The organism is bacterium (assembly GCA_019912885.1).
In the GTDB taxonomy this organism is placed as follows: Bacteria; Lernaellota; Lernaellaia; order JACKCT01; family JACKCT01; genus JAIOHV01.
This window is the reverse complement of the sequence record JAIOHV010000218.1, coordinates 1-21,849: the sequence shown is the minus strand read 5'-3', so window position 1 is coordinate 21,849 and position 21,849 is coordinate 1. Positions and strand designations below refer to the sequence as shown.

At 64.1% G+C, this 21,849-nt stretch carries 16 protein-coding genes; 1 reads left to right on the top strand and 15 read right to left on the bottom strand.

The window, feature by feature from the left end:
* Nucleotides 1–126: 126 nt before the first annotated feature.
* Genes K8I61_19355 through lysS form a run of 14 tightly spaced genes read right to left on the bottom strand, consistent with a single transcriptional unit; the run spans nt 127 to nt 18,188 of the window.
* The gene (locus tag K8I61_19355; GenBank protein MBZ0274205.1) at nt 127–1,452 is read right to left on the bottom strand and encodes a hypothetical protein; all 1,326 of its coding nucleotides are present in this window, start codon (nt 1,450–1,452) and stop codon (nt 127–129) included.
* Entirely contained in the window at nt 1,449–2,987 is a 1,539-nt protein-coding gene (locus K8I61_19350) for a glycosyltransferase family 39 protein (GenBank protein MBZ0274204.1), read from the bottom strand. Before K8I61_19350 ends, K8I61_19355 begins: the two co-directional genes overlap by 4 nt.
* Entirely contained in the window at nt 2,984–4,759 is a 1,776-nt protein-coding gene (msbA, locus tag K8I61_19345; protein MBZ0274203.1) for a lipid A export permease/ATP-binding protein MsbA, read from the bottom strand. Before msbA ends, K8I61_19350 begins: the two co-directional genes overlap by 4 nt.
* Nucleotides 4,760–4,764: 5 nt before the next feature.
* Nucleotides 4,765–6,603, bottom strand: a complete 1,839-nt coding sequence (gene lpxB, locus K8I61_19340) for a lipid-A-disaccharide synthase (protein MBZ0274202.1) — start codon at nt 6,601–6,603, stop codon at nt 4,765–4,767.
* Between the two features lie 4 nt (nt 6,604–6,607).
* A complete protein-coding gene (locus K8I61_19335; protein ID MBZ0274201.1) occupies nt 6,608–8,218 on the bottom strand; it encodes a hypothetical protein in 1,611 nt (536 codons plus the stop codon).
* Nucleotides 8,197–9,051 carry a UDP-2,3-diacylglucosamine diphosphatase LpxI gene (gene lpxI / locus K8I61_19330; GenBank protein MBZ0274200.1) on the bottom strand — a complete coding sequence of 285 codons (855 nt, stop codon included), beginning with the start codon at nt 9,049–9,051 and terminating at the stop codon, nt 8,197–8,199. The genes K8I61_19335 and lpxI overlap by 22 nt, the downstream gene beginning before the upstream one ends.
* Nucleotides 9,048–10,019 (bottom strand): Gfo/Idh/MocA family oxidoreductase, encoded by a 972-nt coding sequence (locus tag K8I61_19325; protein ID MBZ0274199.1) that lies wholly within the window; start codon nt 10,017–10,019, stop codon nt 9,048–9,050. Before K8I61_19325 ends, lpxI begins: the two co-directional genes overlap by 4 nt.
* A 34-nt stretch (nt 10,020–10,053) precedes the next feature.
* Nucleotides 10,054–10,830: an acyl-ACP--UDP-N-acetylglucosamine O-acyltransferase gene (gene lpxA / locus K8I61_19320; GenBank protein MBZ0274198.1), complete on the bottom strand. Its 777-nt coding sequence runs from the start codon at nt 10,828–10,830 to the stop codon at nt 10,054–10,056.
* Nucleotides 10,827–11,867, bottom strand: coding sequence for a UDP-3-O-(3-hydroxymyristoyl)glucosamine N-acyltransferase (lpxD, locus tag K8I61_19315; GenBank protein MBZ0274197.1), 1,041 nt, complete (start codon nt 11,865–11,867; stop codon nt 10,827–10,829). Before lpxD ends, lpxA begins: the two co-directional genes overlap by 4 nt.
* Before the next feature lie 19 nt (nt 11,868–11,886).
* The gene (locus K8I61_19310) at nt 11,887–12,411 is read right to left on the bottom strand and encodes an OmpH family outer membrane protein (protein MBZ0274196.1); all 525 of its coding nucleotides are present in this window, start codon (nt 12,409–12,411) and stop codon (nt 11,887–11,889) included.
* A 38-nt stretch (nt 12,412–12,449) separates the two neighbouring features.
* The gene (gene bamA, locus K8I61_19305) at nt 12,450–14,747 is read right to left on the bottom strand and encodes an outer membrane protein assembly factor BamA (GenBank protein ID MBZ0274195.1); all 2,298 of its coding nucleotides are present in this window, start codon (nt 14,745–14,747) and stop codon (nt 12,450–12,452) included.
* 2 nt (nt 14,748–14,749) lie between these two features.
* On the bottom strand, nt 14,750–15,439 hold the full coding sequence (locus K8I61_19300) for an ABC transporter ATP-binding protein (protein ID MBZ0274194.1): 690 nt from the start codon (nt 15,437–15,439) through the stop codon (nt 14,750–14,752).
* Nucleotides 15,432–16,700 (bottom strand): ABC transporter permease, encoded by a 1,269-nt coding sequence (locus tag K8I61_19295; GenBank protein MBZ0274193.1) that lies wholly within the window; start codon nt 16,698–16,700, stop codon nt 15,432–15,434. Before K8I61_19295 ends, K8I61_19300 begins: the two co-directional genes overlap by 8 nt.
* Complete coding sequence (lysS, locus tag K8I61_19290) at nt 16,701–18,188, bottom strand: lysine--tRNA ligase (GenBank protein MBZ0274192.1); 1,488 nt, start codon at nt 18,186–18,188, stop codon at nt 16,701–16,703.
* Between the two features lie 346 nt (nt 18,189–18,534).
* Here lysS and K8I61_19285 point away from each other — a divergent pair, with 346 nt between their 5' ends.
* Nucleotides 18,535–19,884 (top strand): hypothetical protein, encoded by a 1,350-nt coding sequence (locus tag K8I61_19285; protein MBZ0274191.1) that lies wholly within the window; start codon nt 18,535–18,537, stop codon nt 19,882–19,884.
* Nucleotides 19,885–19,938: 54 nt separating this feature from the next.
* Here the strand turns inward: K8I61_19285 and K8I61_19280 are convergent, their stop codons facing one another.
* Entirely contained in the window at nt 19,939–21,726 is a 1,788-nt protein-coding gene (locus K8I61_19280) for a sensor domain-containing diguanylate cyclase (GenBank protein ID MBZ0274190.1), read from the bottom strand.
* Nucleotides 21,727–21,849 lie beyond the last annotated feature (123 nt).

Genomic DNA, 21,849 nt, shown 5'->3' with positions numbered 1-21,849 from the left:
CCGCGCGCGTGCCGCGGCCTCGGCGGGCCGCGCGCTCGTCCGTTCGGACATTAGCCAAAAAATATAGCGAAATTGCGCCCGTTTTCCTAGCGTGCGGACCGTGGGACCGCCGATCTGTGTCCCGCCTCACGCTCCCGGAGCCTCCCGCTCGCCTTGAGCGTCCGGATCGGCCGTCGCGGGCAAGAATCCGTATTCCTCAAGCAGGCGCTGCGTCGCCGCCTGCGCCCCGCGATTCTGTTCAACGACGACGCGTCCGCCGTCCCCGCGCCGCCGGGCGAGGTCGGGGTCCGCGAGGATGCCCGCGATGGCGCTGGCCAGCTCGCCGGCATCCCCAACGACGGCCAGGGCTCCAGCGTCCGAAAGCAGCGCCACCTCGTCGCGAAAGTTTCGGGTGTTCGGGCCGACCACGACCGGCAGCCCCGCACGCGCCGGCTCCAGAACGTTGTGCCCGCCGACCTTCGCGAGCGATCCGCCGACAAATGCGGCGACCCCTTCGCGCCAGACGCCGGCCAGCTCGCCATGCGTGTCGAGAAGCATCAATGCGGAAGGCGAGCGATGGCCGTTGGCCGCCGCCGCGTCGAAGTTCGACCGGCGCACGTAATCCTCCCCGCTCGCCTCGAATAGCCGCGCCACCTCGCCGAATCGCTCGGCGTGGCGCGGCGCGACGAGCGCGCACGCGGCGACGCCTTCGGCTCGCCACCCGCGCACCACGGCAAGCGCGGCCTGCTCTTCCGGAGCGTGCGTGCTCGCAAAAATGATGAGCGGCCGATGCGCGCGAAACGCCCGAACCGCCGCGCGCGCGGGCCCGTCGTCGGCCGCGTCGGAGACGTCGAATTTGAGGTTGCCGGAGATGTGCGCGCGCCCGGTCGGCACGCCAAGACGCACCAGCCGATCGCGATGGATCTCCGATTGCGCGGCGACGAGGGTCAGGTCGCGAAGCCATCGCGAAAGCAGGAAGCGGAAGATGCGAAAGCGCGGGTAGCTCCGATCGGAGATGCGCGCGTTCACAATCGCGACGGGAATCCGCCGCGCGCGGCATGTCATCATGAATAGCGGCCAGAGCTCCGTTTCCGCCAGAACCACACGGTCGACGCGAAGACGCGAGAGCCACACGCCGGGCGCCCACCCCGCGTCCGCCGGAAAATATTCGACGCGGATACCGGGAAAGCGGCGCGACGCCTCGGCATGGCCCGTGGGCGTCGTCGTGGAGACGACAAGGCCGTCGGCGCCGGCACGATCGAGCGCCGCGCGGATGAGGCGATCCGCCATCGCCACCTCGCCGACGCTCGCGGCGTGGATCAGAAGGCGCGGCGACGCCGACGGCGTGACGCGTCCCAGGCGGCTTTCGAGCCCGGTGCGCCAATGCGGGCGAAAGATCGAGACGAAAAGCGCAACGGGCAGCGCCACGAGCGACAACAGCGCGGTGACGATGGCCCAAGCCACGCGGATCAACGCCCGCTCCCCTCGTCGATGCGCGCGCGAAGATTCACAAGCGCGGCGTCGAATGGCGCGCGGAAGTAGTCCGCGTAGGGGCCGTCTTTCCTGAAGCCGCGCAGAAAAAATACGTTCAGGCGTTTACCCGCCGCGCCGCGCGCCCCCAGAACGTGCGGCGGCAATTCCTCCCACGCATCAAAGTGCAAAAAGAGCTTTCGCGAGCGGCCCTGATAATCGACGTACACCACGTCGCGCCCGACAAGGTCGTCGTAGTCTTGCCGGATATCGAACTGGCTTCCGCGCGAGACGTGCGACGCGCAAAAGACGTCGGCCTCCGGGACGTAAAACGCAAGCTCCGAGGCGATCTGGTAACGCCGCGCGAGGATCGCCGCGCCGGGGTGCTCGTCGAGGATCGTCTCGACGCGATCGGCCAGTTCCGACCACCCGTGCGCCTGCGTCGCCGGGTCCATGCCGGCGGGGACAAAAGGCAGCGGGTGCACGGCGTGCACGAAACCGGCGACGGTCACGAATGCCGCAAGCGCGATTCCGCCAAGCGCCCATTTGCGCACGCGCGCGCGATCAAGCCGCGCGATGGCGTAATCCGTCGCGAGGATGAAGCCCGGAATGTACATCGGCGCGGCCCAATTGCCCTGCACCTTCGCGGCAAACGACTGCGCGGCGAAATACAGCGCGAAACCGGCCGTCAATGCCGCCAGGAACACGCGCCCCTCGCCCGCTACATCCGGTCGGCGAAGCACGCGCCACGTCGCGAGGGCGACGAAGGCGAACACGATCGGCGTCGCCACGAGCGCCTGCGCGCCGGCGAAGTCGAGAAACGACACGACGCGGGATAGTCCCGACAGGCTCGCGTCGGAAGCGAGTTTCTTGACGGCAAGAAGCGTCACGGATTCGTGCGCGCGGATCCAAAGATACGCGGGGGCGAAAAACGCGGCGACCATCAATGCGGCGACAAACGGCTCCACGCGTGCAAGCGATCGCCGGGCGTGGCGCGAGAGCACGAAAAACGCGAGCAGCCCGCCGCCGAGGATCGCCGCGGAAAGCTTGGCGTACAGCGCGACGGACCCCGCGAGCGCGGCGGCGTACCACGCGGCCGGCTGGTTGCGCAAAATCGCGCGCGCGAAAAACGCTATTGTCGCGGCAAGCGCCGCGCCGAGCAGCGCGTCGTGCAGCATCAGGACGGAGCCCGCGGCGAAGACCGGCACCACGTTTGCGAGAATCGCGGCGGCCGCCGCGCGGCGGTCATCGCCAAGGGTCGTGCGGCCGAGGTCGTACACGAACGCGGTCGTGATGGCGGCCAGGATCACCGCCCCAAGGCGCACGGTGAATGTCGATGCGCCGAAGATCGCGGCGATCAGAAAATTCGCGAACGCGATCCCGCCAGGTTGATCCCAGTAGGCGGGCGCAACCGTGCGCGACCAGAAAAAGTAATACGCCTCGTCGGGAATGAGGTCGGTGGCGCCGACAAGCGCAAGGCGCACGCCGGTCAACAGCGCGACCGCGCCCGCGACCGCGAGCGTCGGGCGAATCTTCATGCGCCGGTCTCGGCGAACTGCATTTTGTAAAGGCGCGCGTATTCGCCGTCACGCACAATCAGTTCGTCGTGCGTCCCGTCCTCGACAACCCGGCCGTCGCGCAGAACGAGGATGCGGTCGGCACGGCGGATCGTCGAGAGGCGATGCGCGATGACAAACGACGTGCGCCCGACAAGCAGTTGTTCGAGCGCCGCCTGCACCTCGCGCTCGCTTTCCGCGTCGAGCGAGCTTGTCGCCTCGTCGAGAATCAGGATCGGCGCGTCTTTGTAGAGCGCGCGCGCGATCGCCAGGCGTTGCCGCTGGCCGCCGGAGATTTTGACGCCCATCTCGCCGATCACCGTGTCGTAGCCGTTCGGCATCTGCTCGATGAAGCCGTCCGCGTGCGCCGTGCGCGCGCACGCGCGGGCGCGCTCCCTGTCCGCGTTTTCGTCGCCGTAGGCGATGTTGGCGAGCACCGTGTCGTTAAACAGGAAGGTGTCTTGCGTGACCATGCCGATCTGCCGGCGCAGCGATTTGACCGTCACGCCGCGGATGTCGGCGCCGTCGATGCGAATCGCGCCTTCCGTGACGTCCCAGAAGCGCGGTAGAAGGTTGCCGAACGTCGTCTTGCCCGCGCCGGAGCTTCCGACAAGCGCGACGACCTGGCCGGTGCGGACGGTGACGTCGATGCCGTCGAGCACGAACGGGCCGTCGTCTCGATAGCGAAAACGCACGTTGTCGAAATGGATTTTGTTTTCGATGGGCGAAAGTTCCGTCGCGCCGGGCGCGTCGTCGATCGAGGGCGGCGTGTCGAGAACGCTGAACACGCGGCGCGCGGCGGCGAGCGCGGCCTGGAAATTGACGTTCATCTTGTTGATTTTCTTCAGCGGCTCGTACATCAGGCCGAACGCCGCCATGAAGGAAAAGAACGCGCCGGTCGTCAGGCGGCCGTTCATCACCATGAGGCCGCCGCTGACGACGACGACCGCTCCGCCGAGCGCGGCGAGAAACTCGATGAGCGGGCTCGACAGCTCGTCCAGGAACATGGTGCGCAAATTGGCCTCGAACACGCGTTTGTTTTCCCGGTCAAAACGGCGGATCTCGTATTCCTCCATGCCGAACGCCTTGATGACGCGCACGCCGGAAAACGTCTCCTTGAGGATGGAGCTCATCTCGCCCATGCGTTCCTGTCCGCGGCGCACCCACTTGCGGATCTTGCGTCCGAAGATGACGATCGGCACCGCCGTCACGGGAATGACGACAAGGATCGCGAGCGCGCCCTGCCAGAACTGCCAGAACGCGACGATCGCCAGGCCGAGCATCGTCACCGGCTCGCGCACGAGCGATTCGAGCGACGGAATCGCGCGCTGCATCATGTTCACGTCATTGGTGATGCGGCTCATCATCACGCCGACGTTGTTTTCCGCGTAATACGCCGGGTCGAGATACTGGTAGTGGTGATACAGTTCGCCGCGCACCCGGCGGATGACGCGCTCGCCCACCGAACGCAGGATGTAGTTTTGCAAAAAGCGGAACACGCCCTTGAGCCCGAACAGTCCGATGATGAGCCAAGGGACGAGGTAGAGAAATCCGCGATCCTTGTTCACGAAAATCTCGTTCATCACCGGTTCGAGCAGCTTGGCGGTCGCGGCCGTTGTGCCCGCGACGATGAGCGCGCACGCCAGCGAAATCGCCAGCCGCGCGATGTAAGGACGGAAATAGCCCCACAGGCGCCGGAAGTCGGCAAGGCTTTCCGGATCCTTGGCGAAATAGCGGGCGAGATATTCGCGCATGAGCTTCATCGGGTGCGGGCCAGTTCGAGGACTTCGCGCGCCACGTTTTGACTTGTCTCGCCGGCGCGAAGAGCCTGGCGGACGCGGCGGCAGGCGGCGCGGAGTCTTTCACACTCGTTTTCGTCCTTCAAGATCGCAAGCACGCGCGCGGCAAGCGGGCCGGCTGTCGCGTCCTCCTGCACGAGTTCCGGAAACGTCGGCGTGTCGCCGCCAAGGACGATATTCGGGAGTCCGATCCGGTCGATGTTCACGAGCGTGCGCGCGATCAAGATGTTCAGCGGATGCCCGCGATAGACGATGACCTGCGGCAATTCGGCAACCGCGGCCTCGAGCGTCGCGGTGCCCGAACACATGATGCCGAAATCCGCCGCCGCGAACAGATCGAAATTGTCGCCGCGCGTGAACGTCGCCGACAACCCCGCCGCGTTTGCCGCGGCGCGCATTTCGTCCTCATCCGCGCGCGGCGCGATCGGCACGGCGGCCTGCCAATCCGGCATCTCGCGCAGAATTCGCGTGCCCGCCTCGAACATCGCGGCGCGCACGTATTTGAATTCGTTGCGCCGCGAACCCGGCGCGAGCACGAGCGTGCGCCTTCGCGGATCGAGGCCGAAATGCGATAGCGCTTCTTCGCGCGTCGCGTGCCGCCGGCGCAGCACCTCGAGAATCGGATGCCCGTGAAACGACACCGGCACGCGCGCGTCGCGGTAATACGGCTCCTCAAAACCGAACGCGACGATCATCCTGGTGACGCTCTCGCGCATCCCGTGCACGCGCCCGCTCCGCCACGCCCAGAACTGCGGGCTGATGTAGAACACCACGGGAATCGAGCGGCGGCGCGCCTGCGTCGCGAGCATGAGGTTGAAGTCCGGCAGGTCGATGCACACCAGCGCATCCGGCGGGCGCGCTACAAGCTCGCGCACAAGTCGCATGTAGATGCGCACGATCGCGCCAAGCGACGTCAATACGGCGGTGAACCCGACGATCGACAGTTCGTGCGCGTCCGCGATCACGTCGAAACCCGCACGGCGCATGGCATCGCCGCCGACTCCGAAAGCTCTCACGTCCGGCGCGGCCTTTTTCATTTCCTCGACAACGCGCGCGCCGTACACGTCCGCGCTCGCTTCGCCGGCGACCATCATCACGCGGGGCGGCGCGCCGGACGCGCGCGCGGGAAGCGGATAAGTCTCCGGGCGGCTGCCAAGCCCGTGGAATATCTCGAACGCGCGCAATCCCGCGCCTGCCGTACCGAATCCCACGAACGCGCCGAAGATCACATCGAGCGGAAAATGCGCGCCGACCGCCACGCGCGTCAACCCGACAAACGCCGCGGGAACGAGCCAGAGCCAGCGGCGGCGCGAGCGGAACGCGTAAATCAACCCCGCCGCCACGGCGAAGGACGCGGCGGTGTGGCCGGAGGGAAAACTGCGTCGCTTATAGGCGTCTCCGATCACGCGCAGGCGGCGATCGGCAAAGGCCTCGTCGTCGGAATCGAGCGCGTAGCTGCGCACGTCGATACCGAAATTGAACGCCTGTTCTTTTATGTCCGTGGGCAACGCGCGGAACGTCGCGTCGCCGAGCGGCCGCGCGCGGCTGACAGTCGACTTGACGCCCGCGTTGACGATCCCCGCCATCGCAATCGCAAGGCCGAGCACGATGAAGTTTTTCGGAAAACGATAGGGATCAAACACGCGCAAACCGGCAAGAAGCAGCAGCGTCAGGACGAGGCCGAGGCCAAGATCCGTGCCGATCCCGGCGATGTAAACCCAACCGGGAAAGTCGATCGCGTTAATCAAAAGAAACCAGCGCCGGTCCCAGGCGAGGATCGCGTCAAGAACGCCGGTCATGGCGTCACCAGGAGAGCTTCCAGTCGCCGCGCAGGATCGCGGCGTCGTGATTGTCCTTTTGGAAATACTCGTCGAACAGGAACAAATGCCCGCCGTAGAGCGAGAACGTCACGTTGTTGGAGAAGATGTAGTCCATCCACATGTCGTTCTCGATGCCGATGAAGCGTGCGTCCGTATCCGGGTTCGCGCGGCTTGCGGAGATCGCACCGACGGAGACGTAGAAATGGTGGTTGCGTAGAAAACGCCAGGTGTCCCAGGCGAGGTTGACGAACTGCGTGTTGTCGAGTCCGCCCGCGCCGAGGTTGTCGCGATAGCGCCCCGGCACGCCCGCACCCGGCGCGGTGTGGTCGTACACGCCGAAAAACGCGTGGCGGATCGGCTCTTCGGGCACCTCGTCGTACCAGCCGAAGCGGTGATCGGGCGCGAAGTAGCCCTCGAACGCGCGCGTGTCCGGATCGTCGCCCGTGCCGTATCCGCCGGCAAGCGCGATCTGGTCGCGATCGTTGTAATGGTACGACAATTTCCCGTACGCCGCGGCGCCCGAAAATTCGATCGCTTCCACATCCGCGCGATCCGCCGCCGGCTTGATTTCGCCGAACTGCTTGTCGATCTCGATGTCGATCGCGAACCCGGCGCCAAGCTCACCGCGCCAGTTTGCGCCGACGTTCCACAACTCGCTGCCCTGCGAGGCGTATCGCGCTTGCGTGTATCCGGGCAGGCGAAACAGTGGGCTGTCCGGATTCATGCGCGCGGGAAGTTCGGGCGTTTCGAAAAGATTGAGCCAGCCGAACAGCTCGATCTCATGCCCCCGGCCCGGGCGCGGCGTCGCCCAGAAGACGAACGTGTCCTCGTCGTCGTTGAAGCGCTGCGACATCTCGATGTTTTCGCCCTCGTACTGTCGAAACGCGCCGAATCCGACGTCGATCCATTTGTTAAACCAGTACAGCCGCGCGCCGTCCTGTTCGTTGCCCTGGATGATGCCGTTGCCGAGCACCCAGGGCATGCGCCCGAACTCCATCGCGACGGGGATGAACTCGAGTTCGTAGCGCGCCCACGCCTCGCGCGCCTGCAAGCCCGCCGAATCGAACTTGCCCCTTCCCGTGCCGCCGAAAGCGGGCGACTGCGTTCCCCAGACCCAATCCCCGAGTTGCAGCCACAGCACGATCTCCGCGGTGTCGCCGAAATTGACGATCGTCTTCGACGACAGGCGCGTATCCCACCAGCCGTAGTCGTTCTTGAACGTCGAGCGCGGATCGTAGGCGAAAATCTCCTCGCCCGCCGCGTTCGTATAACCGTTGACCGTGTTGGCCTCGAGCACCGCGCGCGTGCGCAGATAGCCGTGCGTCGTGACGAACCAGCGGTTTTGCGTGACGAGGTAATCGCGATCCGCGTCCCATTCGAGCGAGCCGATGTGATCGCGCGAGAAGGCGTCGCGCGCCTCAAGTTCAAGGATGCGCTTCTCGAGAGCCTCGACGCGCGCCTCCGAAGCGTCCGCATCGTCGGATTCGGTTTCTTCTTCACCATCATCCGCACTCTCGTCCGCAAGCGCGCCAAACGGCGTCTGGAGAACGAGCGTCGCGAGCGCAAGCGCAATCAGGAGGCGGCCGGCTCGCACGGCGCGATCTCCTCGTCGTCGCGCGCAACGCCGACGACCGCGATGCCAAGCCTTTCGGCAAGACGCGCAAAACGCGGCTTGTCGAGCACCAGCGTCTTGCCGGCCTCGATCGCAAGCGCGTCGGCGCCGGCATCGGCCATGACGCGCAGTGTCTTCACGCCGACGGCCGGCACGTCAAAACGCATGTCCTGATCGGGCCGCGCGAGTTTCACGACCACGAGATCGCCGTGCGCAAGGCGCCCCGCGCGGCGGATCGTCGCATCGGTGTGCTCGAACGCCTCCACCGCGATGACCGCGCCCGCGCGCACGACAACCGTCTGTCCCACATCGAGTTCGGTGAGAGCGCGCGCAACCCGCAAACCGGCGACGACATCCGTTCCGCGCTCGTTCGCGAGCGTGCCTGCGATGGCGCCCTTCGGTGCGACAAGCGTGTCGAGAAAATCGGTCTGCGCGCGCACGGCGAAACCCTGATCGGTCAGCTCGTCGATGAGCGCATGGCCGATAGCCATGTCCGCGCGAGAAGCCAGACGCGAAAGGATCGCGAGCGCCGCTTCGTCGAACTCCAGATTCGCGAAATTCAGAGACTTGTCGACCTTGCCGACGATGACCACATCCGTGACGCCCTCGCCGCGAAACAGGTCGATGAGCGCGCCGGCCTTGCCGATCGACAGCGTTTCGACGCGGTCGGCCAGGGTCGCGGCGATGCGCGCGTTTGCCTCCGCAAGCGCGGCGGCGATGACGCGATAGCCTTGCCGGCGCGCCGAACGCGCGGCCTCCGACGGCAGATCGCCCGCCCCGGCAATGAGCCCCAGCGTCGGCCGCGCCTTTTTCACGAAGGCGCGCCCTCCGACTTGCGCGTCAGCGCCAGAACGTCGAGCGCGACGCGCAGGCTGCGCAGCTCCTGCTCCGGCGTCGTCATGCGCGGCGTCACGCCCGCGACGCACTCCAGAAAATGTTGCAGCTCCAGGCGCAGCGGATTCTGCTTGTGCACGAAGATGCGCTCGATGAAGCTTTCCTGCTTGTATTTGAGCTGCGTCGTCGAAAGGACATAGCTCGACGCCGCCTGATGGTGGATGTCGATTTCCTGGTTCGTGTAGTCGAGCGCGATGTACGCGCCCTTCTGGCTGACCGACAACGTGCGGCTTTTGAACTCCGACACGCGGCTCGCGGTGAGATTCGCGATGGCGCCGCCCTCGAACTCCAAAAGCACGCTCACGAGATCCTCGCGTTCCGAAACGATCGGGCGCCCCAGCGCCAGCACGCGCGTCACCGGCCGGTCCACGAGATTCATGACGATATCCACGTCGTGGATCAGCAAATCAAGCACGACGCCCATATCGGTGGAGCGCCCGGTGAACGGCCCGATGCGGCGGCTTTCGATGAGGTACGGCGCGTCGATGATTTTCTTGATCTCGAGCACCGCCGCGTTGAATCGCTCGACGTGCCCGATTTGCAGTTGAAGATTCCTTTGACCGGCGATCTCGAAAAGCGCGCGCGCCTCGTCCATCGACGGCGCGATGGGCTTTTCGACGAGCACGTGGATGCCTTGTTCGAGCAGATCCTTCACCACGCCGAAATGCAGGCTGGTCGGAACGGCGACGGATACCGCGTCCACCTTGCCGTAGAGATCCCGGTAATCCTCGAAGACGTCGATGCCGAGCGATCCCGCCAACTCGCGGATGCCCTCGGCGCGCGGATCGGCGACGCCCGCGATCTGGGCGTTCGCGATTTCGCTGTACGCGCCCACGTGATATTGCCCCATGTGCCCCACGCCCACGACGCCGACGCGCATGGGCGGAATCCGTACCTTCTGAAGCATGTCGTCCTCCGCGCGGCTAAAACGCGATGCCGCGCCTGGTCGTCTCGATGAATTCGATGATGTGATCCCGCTCCGGCGACGCCGGGATGTCCTCGCGCAGGCGCACCGCCGCCTGGTCGGGCTCAAGGCCGCTTTTGAACAGGATGCGGTACGCCTGGCGGATCGCCGTGCGCGTTTCCTCGGAGATTCCCGCGCGGCGAAGGCCGACGAGATTGACGGAGATCGGGTGCGCGGGCGCTCCGAGATAAGTCATGTACGGCACCGCGTCACGGGCGGTCTTCGCGTCGCCGCCGAGCATGGCCAGCGTGCCGATGCGACAGAACTGGTGCGCCGCCGCGTATCCGCCGAGGATCGCGCGATCCTCCATCACGCAATGCCCGGCGAGCGCGGCGAAGTTCGTCATCACGCATCCGTCACCGACGGCGCAATCGTGCCCGATGTGCGAAAGCGCCATGAGGTAGCAGCCGTTGCCGACGCGCGTCGCCTCGCCCGCGCGATAGGCGCGATGGATGGTGACGCCTTCGCCGATCATGTTGCGATCGCCGATGACCAGGTACGTCGGCTCGCCGCGGTATCCCGTGTGTTGCGGATCGCCGCCAAGCACCGCGTGTTCCTTCACGACATTGCCGGCGCCAAGCGAAGTTCCCGTCTTGATGACCGCGCCGGCGAAAACGCGGGTGCCCTCGCCGATCGATACGCCGTCCTCGATGACCGCATGCGGGCCGATTTCGACGCCGTCCGCGAGGTGCGCGGAATCCGCCACGACGGCGGTGGGATGAACGCGCGCCGTCAAGATTTGTCCTCCTTCGACGCGATTTTCGCTTCGAGTTCCTCGACGCGCTCCGACAGGCGTTGCACCAGGCGCACCGTGCGGTGCAGATCCGGCATGATGGCGACGTTGCGCCGCCAATCCACGCCGGAATACGCGGGCGCCCCCGCGACCTGGGCGCCCTCCGGAACGTCACGCGCCACGCCGCTCATGCCTCCGACCACCGCGTGCGCGCCGACCGCGACGTTGTCCGCGACGCCGGCGCGCGCCGCGAGGATCGCGCCGTCGCCGATGCGCACGGAACCGGCGAGCCCGACCTGCGACACGAGGATGCAGTTTTTCCCGATCAAGCAGTTGTGGCCGACCTGTACGAGGTTGTCGATCTTCGTCCCCGCGCCAATCACCGTGCGCCCGATCGTTGCACGATCGACGCACGAGTGAGCGCCAATCTCCACGTCGTCCTCGACGATGACCGTGCCGAGTTGCGGGATCTTCACGCGACGGCCGCCTTCCTCGAAATAGCCGAAGCCGTCCGCGCCTATCACGACGCCCGCATGCAGGATGACGCGATCGCCCAGCATGCATCGTTCCTTCACGGTGACATTCGGATGCAGCACGCACGCGGCGCCGACACGCGCGTCTTCTTCCACGACCGCGCCGGGCATCAGCACCGAACCCGCGCCGATCGATGCGCCCGCGCCGACGTACGCGCCGGGCATGATCGTGGCGGACGGATCGACAAGCGCGTCCGCATCGACGTGCGCATCGGGCACACGGCCCGCGGCGCGCTCGCGCGGGGGATGCAGCAGCATGGCGGTCATGATCGCGGCGAGCCTCGCTTCGGCGACCACGACGCGCGGCAGGGGCGCTTCGAATTCGGCGGGGACGAGCACGGCCGCCGCGCCTCGCTCGATAGCGCGCGCGAGAAAACCGGCGTTCACCGCGAACGTGATTTCGCCAGGGCGCACGTCATCGACCTGCGCGATGTCGGCGATCGGCGTTTCGGGATCACCGGCGACGCGTCCGCCGACGTGTTCGGCGATGTCGCCCAATCGGATCATGGTTCCGTGCGTTTTCGGGTCAGGACCCCGAGTTGAGCTTCTTGACGATCTTGTCGGTAAGGTCCGCGGACGCATCGCCGTAGAGGACGACCGAGCTCATCGTCGCGTAATCGCGCGCCTTGAGCATGACGACGGACTTCCCCTCGGCCTTGGCGACGTCCTGCGTCACCGCCTCGAGATCGCCGATGAACGAGCGCAGCAGCTTGACGCGGTACTCCTCGAACTTCTGCGGGAGCTCCACCGTCATCTTCTGATACTCCATCATGCCCTTCTGGAATTCTTCTTCCTTCGTCTTGCGGACGTCCTCGGCCAGCACGTCCTTTTGCGTGGCCAGCTCTTCGTACGCCTTCTTGAGGTCCATCTCCTTCTGGCGCACCTTTAGCTCGAGGTCGTCTTTCATCGCCGCGAGCTTTTGCATCGTCTCCTTGCCCTTGGCCGTCAGTTCCATGACCTTGTCCAGGTCGACCCAGGCCACGCCCTCGGCCAGGGCCGGCGTCGCGGCGAGCGCCAGGGCCATCGCCAATCCGATCATCGTCTTTCGCATCGCTTGCTCCTTAAACGCTTCTCGCGACGTTTTCGCGATCAGAAGAAGGTTCCGATACCGAATTCAAACACCTGCCGCCGTTCGCCCTGCTGCTTGTAGAGCGGATAGCCCCACTCGAAACGCAGCGGTCCGATCGGGCTGATCCATCGCAATCCGAAACCCCACGCCTGACGGAATCCGTCGTTCGAGAACCATACGTCCTCCGGCAGGGCGTTTCCGATGTCGTAGAAGATCAAACCCTTGATCTTCAATTCCTTCACGATGGGGATAAGCAGCTCGACGTTGCCCTGAAGATACTTGTCGCCGCCGATGTTGGAAACCACGTCGGTGAGCGTCGTCGCCGGGTCGTTCGGATCGGTCGGGATCGTGGATTCCTCCGTCGGCCCGAGCGACAACAACCGGAAACCGCGCACGGAGTTCAGGCCGCCGAGGAAATAGCGCTCGGTGATCGGCAGCCGTCCGCCGTCGAGCGGATACCCGTAGGCGCCCTCGCCGTTCAGCATCACCGAGATATCCCAGACGATCGGCACGTAGCGGCGACCCTGCAACGAATATTTCATGAACTCCAGGTCGCCGCCGAAATTCCTGCTCGCCCACTCCACCGACGCCGACACCCGCGAGCCGTCGGTGGGATCGAACGGCGAGTTCACCGTGTTGCGCTGCAGCGTATAGATCGTGCTGGTCGAAAGCGTCTTGCCTTCCTGCGTGATGAGGAAGTTCGCCGCCTGGTTTTGCACGTTGCGGATTTCGATCGACTCGTACCGGTATCCGACCAGCCACTCGATATCCCAATACAGGGGATGGCCGAGCGCCATCTGCGCCGCGCGATCGACGCGGTCGTACTGGAAGAAATCGCGCTCGGAGTGCGTCAGGCCGAATGTTCCGATCCAGTCGGTGTCGAACAGGTGCTGTTCGCGCACGTCGAACTGGAAGTTCTTGCGCAGGCGGCTGACCTCGGCGTTAAGCTGGATCTTCGTGCCGTAACCGAAAAGGTTGTTGTGGCTGATCGACGCGGTGCCGATGAAATCCTCGATCGAGCTGAAGCCGACGCCGATCGCGAAGTTGCCCTGCATCCGCTCCTTGACGCGAATGACGAGGTTGACGGCCTCCGGGTGCGAGCCGCGTTCGGTCGACATGGCCACCTCGTCGAAGTAGCCCTGCCGCATCAGGCGTTCCTTGCTCTTGCGGATGCCAGGACCGGAATAGAGATCGCCTTCGGTGATGAACAGCTCGCGGCGGATGACCTTGTCGCGCGTGGAGAGGTTGCCCTCGATCGAGATCTTTTCGAAATACGCGAGCTTGCCCTTGTTCACCTTGAAGATCACGTCGATGACGCGCGTCTCGGCGTTGGTCGGCGTGTCGGCGGTGACCTCGGCGAACGCGTAGCCGATGTCGGTGTAGCGCGAGCGAAGCGCGGTCGTGCTCTGCTCGAATTTGGAGCGCGAAAAGACCTCGCCGGTCTTCATCGTCACAAGCTCCATCAGCGTTTCCTTCTTGAACAGAAGGTCCCCTTCGATATCCACCTTGCCGACGTAGTACTGATCGCCCTCCTCGATCGGGACGGTGAGGAACATCGAGCGCCGGTCGGGCGACAGCGAGACCTGCGGATCCCCGACCTTCACGCCGATATAACCGTGGTCGAGATAGTGCGCGCGCAGGATCTGCACGTCATTCATGAACATCTCCGGCCGATAAACGCCGGAACTCCCCAGGAACGACCACGTGCCGCCTTCCTTGGTGAGCAGCTTTTTCTTCAGCTCTTCGTCGGAAAACGCGCGGTTGCCGATGAAATTAATCCGCTTGACGTAGACCTTCTTGTATTCGGTGATCTCGATGATGACGCGCACGCGGTTTTGCGGCAGCTCCTCCGTGCGGTAATCGATGTCCACCATGAAAAAGCCCTCGTCCTCGTACATCTTGCGGATCTTGAAGATGTTGTCCTTGATCTTCGCGTCCGAGAGGATCGTGTTGGGCTTGAATTCCGTATTTTCGCCGATCTTTTCCTCGTCGAATTTCTTGTTGCCGACGAAGACGAATTCCTTGACCGACGGCTTTTCGACGACGACGAAAATCAGGGCGACGCCGCCTTCGGACTCGACCTGCTCGACGCGCACGTCGTCGAAATACCCGGTCTTGTAAATGGCGCGAACGTCCTCGTCGATAACGGCGGGGTTGAATTCGTCGCCGACCTGCGTTCGCAGCTTGACGAGCACCGCGTCGACCTCGATGCGCCGCGTGCCCTCGACGTCAATGCGCGTCACCGCCGGCGCGGCCATCGCCGGCGCCGCCGCAGCGAACAGAATCGCAAGCGCCCAAAGCGCGATGACGGCACGCATCCTCATCGCTCCCTCACGAGCCGGCCGTCCGAAAGCCGCACGACCGTGCGCATGCGCTCCGCAAGCGCCATGTTGTGCGTCACGACGATGAACGTCGTGCCGAGGCGCTCGTTGAGCGCCACGAACTCGTCGTGCATCTGGGACGCGGTGTGCGCGTCGAGGTTGCCGGTCGGCTCGTCGGCGAGCACGACCTTCGGCCGCATCACGAGCGCGCGGGCGACGGCCGCGCGCTGCTGCTCGCCGCCAGAGATCTCGCCTGGCTTGTGATCCGCGCGATGCGCGATGCCAAGATCGGACAGCGCGCTCATCGCGGCCTCACGGGCCTTTTCGCGTGTCCATCCGGCGATGACGGCCGGCATCATCACGTTTTCGACCACGGTGAAATCGAGGATGAGGTGATGGAACTGAAAGACAAACCCGATCTCGGTGTTGCGAAAGCGAGAGAGGTTCTCGTCGGAGTGATCCTCGAAAACGTCGCGTCCGCGAAAGAGCACGAGGCCGTCGGTCGGCCGTTCGAGGAGGCCGAGGATGTAGAGCAGCGTCGTCTTGCCGACGCCCGAAACGCCGACAACACCGAGCATTTCGCCCTCGCTAACGGAAAGGTCGAGCCCGCGAAAGACCTCGACCGGCACGACGGTGTCCTCGTACACCTTGCCGAGCTCCCGGCACTCGATGAGCGGCGCGTCACTCATAGCGCAGCACCTTCACCGGGTCGACGCGCGAGGCGATCGACGCGGGGATCCACGTCGCCAGAACCGCCATCAGCATCGCAGCGGTCGCGATCCAGATGTAGTTGGCCAGTTCGAATTTCATCGGCAGCGTGTTCGTGAAATACAGCTCGGGGTCGAGACGCACGATGCGCAGCTTGATCTGGGCCTGGCAAACCGCCGTGCCGACGAGAAGCCCCAGCGTCGAGCCCACCGCGCCGATGAAGGTGCCTTCCACGAGGAAGATGCGCCGGATCGAGCGCGCGGTGGCGCCCATGCTGCGCAAAATCGCGATCGGGCGTTTCTTGTCGAGCACCATCATGTAAAGCACGGTGAAGATGTTGAGCGAGGCGACCAGCACGATCATGCACAGGATCATCGAAATGACGAGCTTTTCAAGCTTGAGCGCCGAGAAAATCTTCTCGTTCATCCGCGTCCAGTCGAGGAACTTGTACGGCCACCCGAAGTCCTGGCTCATCCGCAGCGCCACGTCGCGCGCCGACCAGATATCCGCAAGCGCGATCTCGACGCCCGTCACGCGATCGCCGATGCCGAAAAAATCCTGCGCCTCGGTCTTGGGGATGAACGCGAATTTCGAGTCGTATTCCTGAAAGCCCAGGTTGAAAAGCCCGGTCACGACGAACTTGCGCACCTTGGGCACGCTGCCCATCGGCGTTTCCTCGCCAAGCGGCGTGATGACGTTGATGACGTCGCCGGGAAATACGTGGAGCTGCCCGGCCAGCTCCGAGCCAAGGATGATCGCCGGATACGTGCGCGGCTCCTCGCCTTCGGCCACCGGCGCCGCGTGGCGCTCAACGAGATCCTCCATGCGGCCGATCTCCATTTGACGGCCGATCGACGAAACGCGCCCGAACGAATCGGCGTCCACCCCGCGCAACACCGCGCCGGTGACGCTGTCGCGAAAGCTCATCATCACTTCCTGATACACGAAAGGCGCCGCCGCCCGCACCTCCGGGTACTCCTTTTCGAGCCGTTCGACGAGCCCGCCGTATTCCTCGATCATCCCCGTGAACGACAGCACGACGATGTGCGAATACGCCTCGAGCGTCTTTTTGTGCAGGTAGTCCTGAAAGCCCGAAAACGTGCTGATGACGATGATGAGCGTCGCCACGCCGATCATGACGCCGACGATGGCGATGATCGTGGTGACGGAAAGGAAAAGCTGCTTGCGGCGCGGACGCAGGAAACGCAGTCCGACGAAGCTTTCAAAACTCCGCAGGCGCACCTATTGCTCCGGCCTCAAATGCGGGAACAGGATGACATCGCGGATCGACGGCTGGTTGGCCAACAGCATGACCAGGCGGTCGACGCCGATGCCGCAGCCGGCCGCGGGCGGCATGCCATATTCGAGCGCGCGGATGTAGTCGGCGTCGAAGGGCTGCGCCTCCTCGTCGCCGGCGAGCCGCGCCTTCATCTGATCCTCGAAACGCGAGCGTTGATCGTCCGGGTCGTTCAACTCCGAAAACGCGTTCGCCAACTCGCGTCCGCCGATCAAAAGCTCCCAGCGGTCGGCCAGTTCCGGGTCGTCCGCGTTGCGCCTGGCCAGCGGCGAAACCTCGATGGGGTAGTGATAGACGAATGTCGGATCGACAAGCGTGCGTTCCACCGTCTTCTCGTAAATCTCCACGAGAATTTTTCCCCATCCCCAGGAGGCGTGCACGTCGAGGTCTTTGGCTTTGGCGAACGCGCGCAGATAGTCCGCGTCGCGCCCGCGCGAGGCATCAAAGTCGGCGTTGCCTTCGATCACGGCGCTTAGAACCGTCACGCGGCGGAAAGGTTTGCCGAAATCGACCGCCAACTCGCCGTATTCGACCACCGTCTTGCCGAGCACGGTTTCGGCGAGCCCCCGGAACATCTCTTCCACCAGATCCATCAGGTCCGTATAGACGGCATAAGCCTGGTAGAACTCGAGCATCGTGAACTCGGGGTTGTGCTGCGTGCTGATGCCTTCATTCCGGAAATTGCGGTTAATCTCAAAAACGCGGTCGTATCCGCCGACCAGGAGCCGCTTCAGGTACAGCTCCGGCGCGATGCGCAGATACAGCGCCATGTCGAGCGCGTTGTGGTGCGTCACGAAGGGACGCGCCGCCGCGCCGCCGGCGATGGGATGCATCATCGGCGTCTCGACCTCGACAAATTCGCGCTTCGCGAAAAAATCGCGCAAATAACGCGTCGTCGCCTGCCGCAGCAGAAAGACCTCGCGGACCTCCGGATTCATCAGCAGATCGACGTAACGCTGCCGGTAGCGCGTTTCCACGTCGGTCAGTCCGTGCCACTTTTCGGGCAGGGGGCGCAGCGATTTGGTCAGAAGGCCGAGATGCGTCATCAATAGCGACATCTCGCCCGTTCGCGTCTTGTAGGGCTTGCCGTCGGCGTAAACGATGTCGCCGATATCCAGCGATTTCGCGAGCTTGTGCGCCTCGAGCCCCAGCACCTTCTTGTTGGCGACAAGTTGCAGGCGCCCGGCGACATCGGCCAGATCGAAAAACACCATGTTGCCGAAATCGCGCACCGCCATGATTCGCCCGGCCAGGCGGAACGTGCCCTCGACGGTCTCGAGCTCCTCGGCGCTCATCTCGCCGAAACGCTCACGAATCCGGCTTGAGGTGGCGTCGGGCGCAATGCCGTTGCCATACGGATTCCCGCCGTTTTGGCGGATATCCGCGCACTTTGACCGACGCAGCTCGATCAGCCGGTTGGTATCCAGTTCCATGGGCGGGGCTCGCAAGGTCGGGCGGGGGCAAAAATGCGCCTGCGACGCGTCCGCCCCCGGAAAAGTCCGGCATGTTTTACGGGGATGCCGCGAAAGGGTCAAGGCGGCGGGAAGGATCGAAAATTGTGGGAAACGCACCGGCGCGATCGCGCGCCCGCGGCCGGCGACGCGAATGGACACGATGGACATCATGGACCGAATGGAAATGGAGGCCGGGTTGGACGATTTGCCGATTCGGCTCTGACGGCGCGCCGCTCAAGTCGGAGTCGCGGTTTGCTCCGAATACCCCGATGACCTCCGCGCAAAAATATTGGATAATTCCCCCATAACACTGCGGGGGTTCATGATGCGTTTCGCGATCGTGGCGTTTATCGTTCTGGCGTTCTGCTTGCCGCTCCCCGCCGCCGCAGCGGACGCGAAAGGATACAAGCTCATCGTCCAGCCGCCGCCCGGCGGGCTTAAGCTGAACGCCGAAGAACTCGCCGAATTGACGCGCCGCATCGAGGAGGAGTTTCCGAAGGCGATGGATCGCGTGGTGGCGTACGTTGGGGACGAGGGAGCACGGAAATATTTTCAAACGACTTACGTCCAGATTGTCGACACACCCGACGACGGTTACTGGGGTCTCAGCCGGCACTGGTACGCGAATACGCTCAAAGGCGTGGAATCGATCCGCGTCGACGCGCAAGCCGCCTTCACCGGCATGATCGAGCTGCAAAACCTACTCGCGCACGAACTGACGCACGCCACCTTCGAGCACCGGATCAGCTTTCGCCAAGCCGTTGATTGGCCATCATACGTCTCCGAAGGCCTGGCCTACGATGTCGGCAACAACGGCGTGGAGCGCGCGTATCTCACCATCAACCGCCGGGACGGCGATCTGAGAAAACTCGATATCAACTATCTCATGGGCGTGCGCCACGAGCGTCGTTATCTTCGCGAACGACTTTTCGTTCGTTGCATCAAGTCCGTTTACGGCGAGGACGTCCACGCGGACTTCATCAAACGCCTCTACAAGGGCAAGGACTGGAAATCGTCGCTGGCCTCGGCCACGCGCGAAAAATTGAATGCAACGAAAAAGAAGACCGACGCGTGCATCCGCGTCGTCATGCAAAACGCGGTGGACCAATCCGGTCCGTATTGGGAAGTCCGCAAGGCGGATCGACGAAAGGACTGGCAGGCGGTGGTCGACGCGGCAAGCGCCGGTCTTACGCAAACGCCCGCATCGCCCTTCGCCCAATCCTACAAATATTATTTGGCCAAGGCGTTGCGCAAATTGAAGCGCTACGACGAATCCGCCACCCATTACGATACGTTACGTCGCGGCGATTTCGGTGACACGATCTATTCCGAATGGGCCGCCTGGGGCGTTTTCTGGTCAACTGTGCGTTCGGGAAAGTGCGACGAAACGCGAAACCTGTGGACCACTTACCGCCGCTGGTACCCGGAATTCTGGAACGAGAACCCCGCCCGCATCGACACGATCATCGCGGAAAAGTGCAAGTTGCCCGAAGACGCGGCGCCGACCATTGTCGCCGGCCCGGCGGACGCGGTCGTAAACGCCGAAGCGGCGGCTTCGACGGTCACCGCGGATGCGCCGGAAGCTGAACCGACCAGCAGCGAAACGAATGCGAACGAACCGCCGCCCTCAGGCGAGCCCGAACCGGCTCCCGAAAACGGCGATCCGGCGTCTTGAACGATCGGGAATAGCGATGACGAACCCGGGTCGCGGACCCGTATCGGCCGCCTGCTAAATCGCAGCCAGGCGCTTGCGCGGCGTCAGCGACGCAACCGCCGCGGATTCGTGCTCTTCCTCGTCCGCCGGCGCTCCAAGAAGCTCCCACAGTACGACGCGGTTGCGCCCGCCGTGTTTGGCCTCGTACAACGCCATGTCCGCGGATTTGACGAGCCCCAGCATCTCGCTGCCGTGGTCCGGATAGACCGAAACGCCCGCGGAAATCGTCAGCGATCGGCCGATGTCGGAGACGTGCGTCTGCTCGACCGTCTTCCGGATCCGCTCGGCCACCATCGTCGCGCCCTTGCCGTTGGTCTCCGGCAAAAGGATTACGAATTCCTCGCCGCCGAATCGCGCCGGCAAATCGGTGGTGCGCGCCGCCGCCTTCAGCGTGTTCGCGACGGTCACCAGCGCCTGATCGCCGGCGTGATGGCCGAAAGTGTCGTTGACGCTTTTGAAGTGATCGATATCGAACATGATGACGGAGAACTTCGTGCCGAAACGGTCGGCTCGCTTGATCTCCTCTTGCAGGCGGTGCGCGAAATACCGGCGCACATAAAGCCCCGTCAGCTCGTCCATGATCGCGAGGTTGTAAAGCCGCGAACGATGGATGGAGATCGCGGCCTGGTTCGCGAGCGCGCTGATGAGTTGCGCGTCCTCGCCGGAAAATCCCGCGCCGTCGTTTTTGTTCGTGATGTTGATAACGCCGATCGCTTCGTCGTTCGCGATCAGCGGAACGCACAGGATCGACTTCACGTGTTTGCTCTGGGTCTTGAACTTGGGGTCGTTTTGAACGTCGTTGACGATCATCGGCTTGCATTCCATGAACGCCGTCCCGGCGACGCCCTCGCCGATCGAAAGGCTCGTGCACTCCGTCTCGCCGTTGTTGATGCGATCCTCGGCGTCCTTGTCGGGAAGGCCCCGTACGACGCGCACGACCAGGCGCTGGTGTTCCTCGTCAAGCAACATCAGCGAGCCTTTTTCCGCGTCGGTCGTCTTGCAGGCCTCGTCGAGAATGAAGCGCAACAGCTCCTTCAGCTCCGTGATATGCGCCATCATCTGGCCGATGTTGTAGAGCATCTTCAGGTTCTTCAGCGTGCGGTTCAAAGCGGCCTTATCGTCCTGGTTCGCGGAATAGAGCATGGCGGTCTTGATGGACGACGCCGCCTGCGTCGCGAACCGGCGCACGTACGCTTCGTTCTCGTGAACGGACGACAGATCGGGTCGAAACGCGGCGAAGCCGATCGGGGTTCCGCCGAAGGTCAGCGGCACGATCGACGTGATATCCCACCCGAGCAGGCCCGCGTTCGTGAAAACGTCTTCGAAGCGATGCCGTCCGCCGGGCGCGTGGACGGGAAAAATCTCGCCCTGGCAGACAAGTTCCCAGAAAAGCCCGTCGGTGCGCGCGAATGTGTGCCCCACCCGGCTGTTCGCGCAACGCCCCTGGCAATCGGTCAGCCGCACCTTGCGGTCGGCGTCGGCGCCGACGCAGTTTCCGGTGCATTCGACCAGCTCGAAGGCGTCGCGATCCGGCCAGTATAGATAAAAAATGGAGATCGGCGAGCCGGTACGCTCGCGGACGATCGTATTGAAAATCTTGACCTTTTCGGTCAGTTCGGAAACGCGATCCAGGGCCTTGACGCCCGCGATGATCTCCCGCGTTTCGAAAAGCTCGGTCTCAAGGCGAGCCGCCTCGCGTTCGAGGCGCCGTTTTTCCCTTTCGAGGGTTTCGACGGACGCCTTGCAGCGGGCCGCCGACTTGGCCGTGGGATTGACCGCCGTTTTTCCGCGAGGTTTCGCCATCAATGCGTGCCTCCCCCCTTACGTTCCCGCACCTGACGAAGGCACGGAAATGCTCGCATTCCTTGTACTTATCGGATGTTCTTGTCAGAGCGTTAACGAATTGCGCGCGAAGGCCGCCGGCGC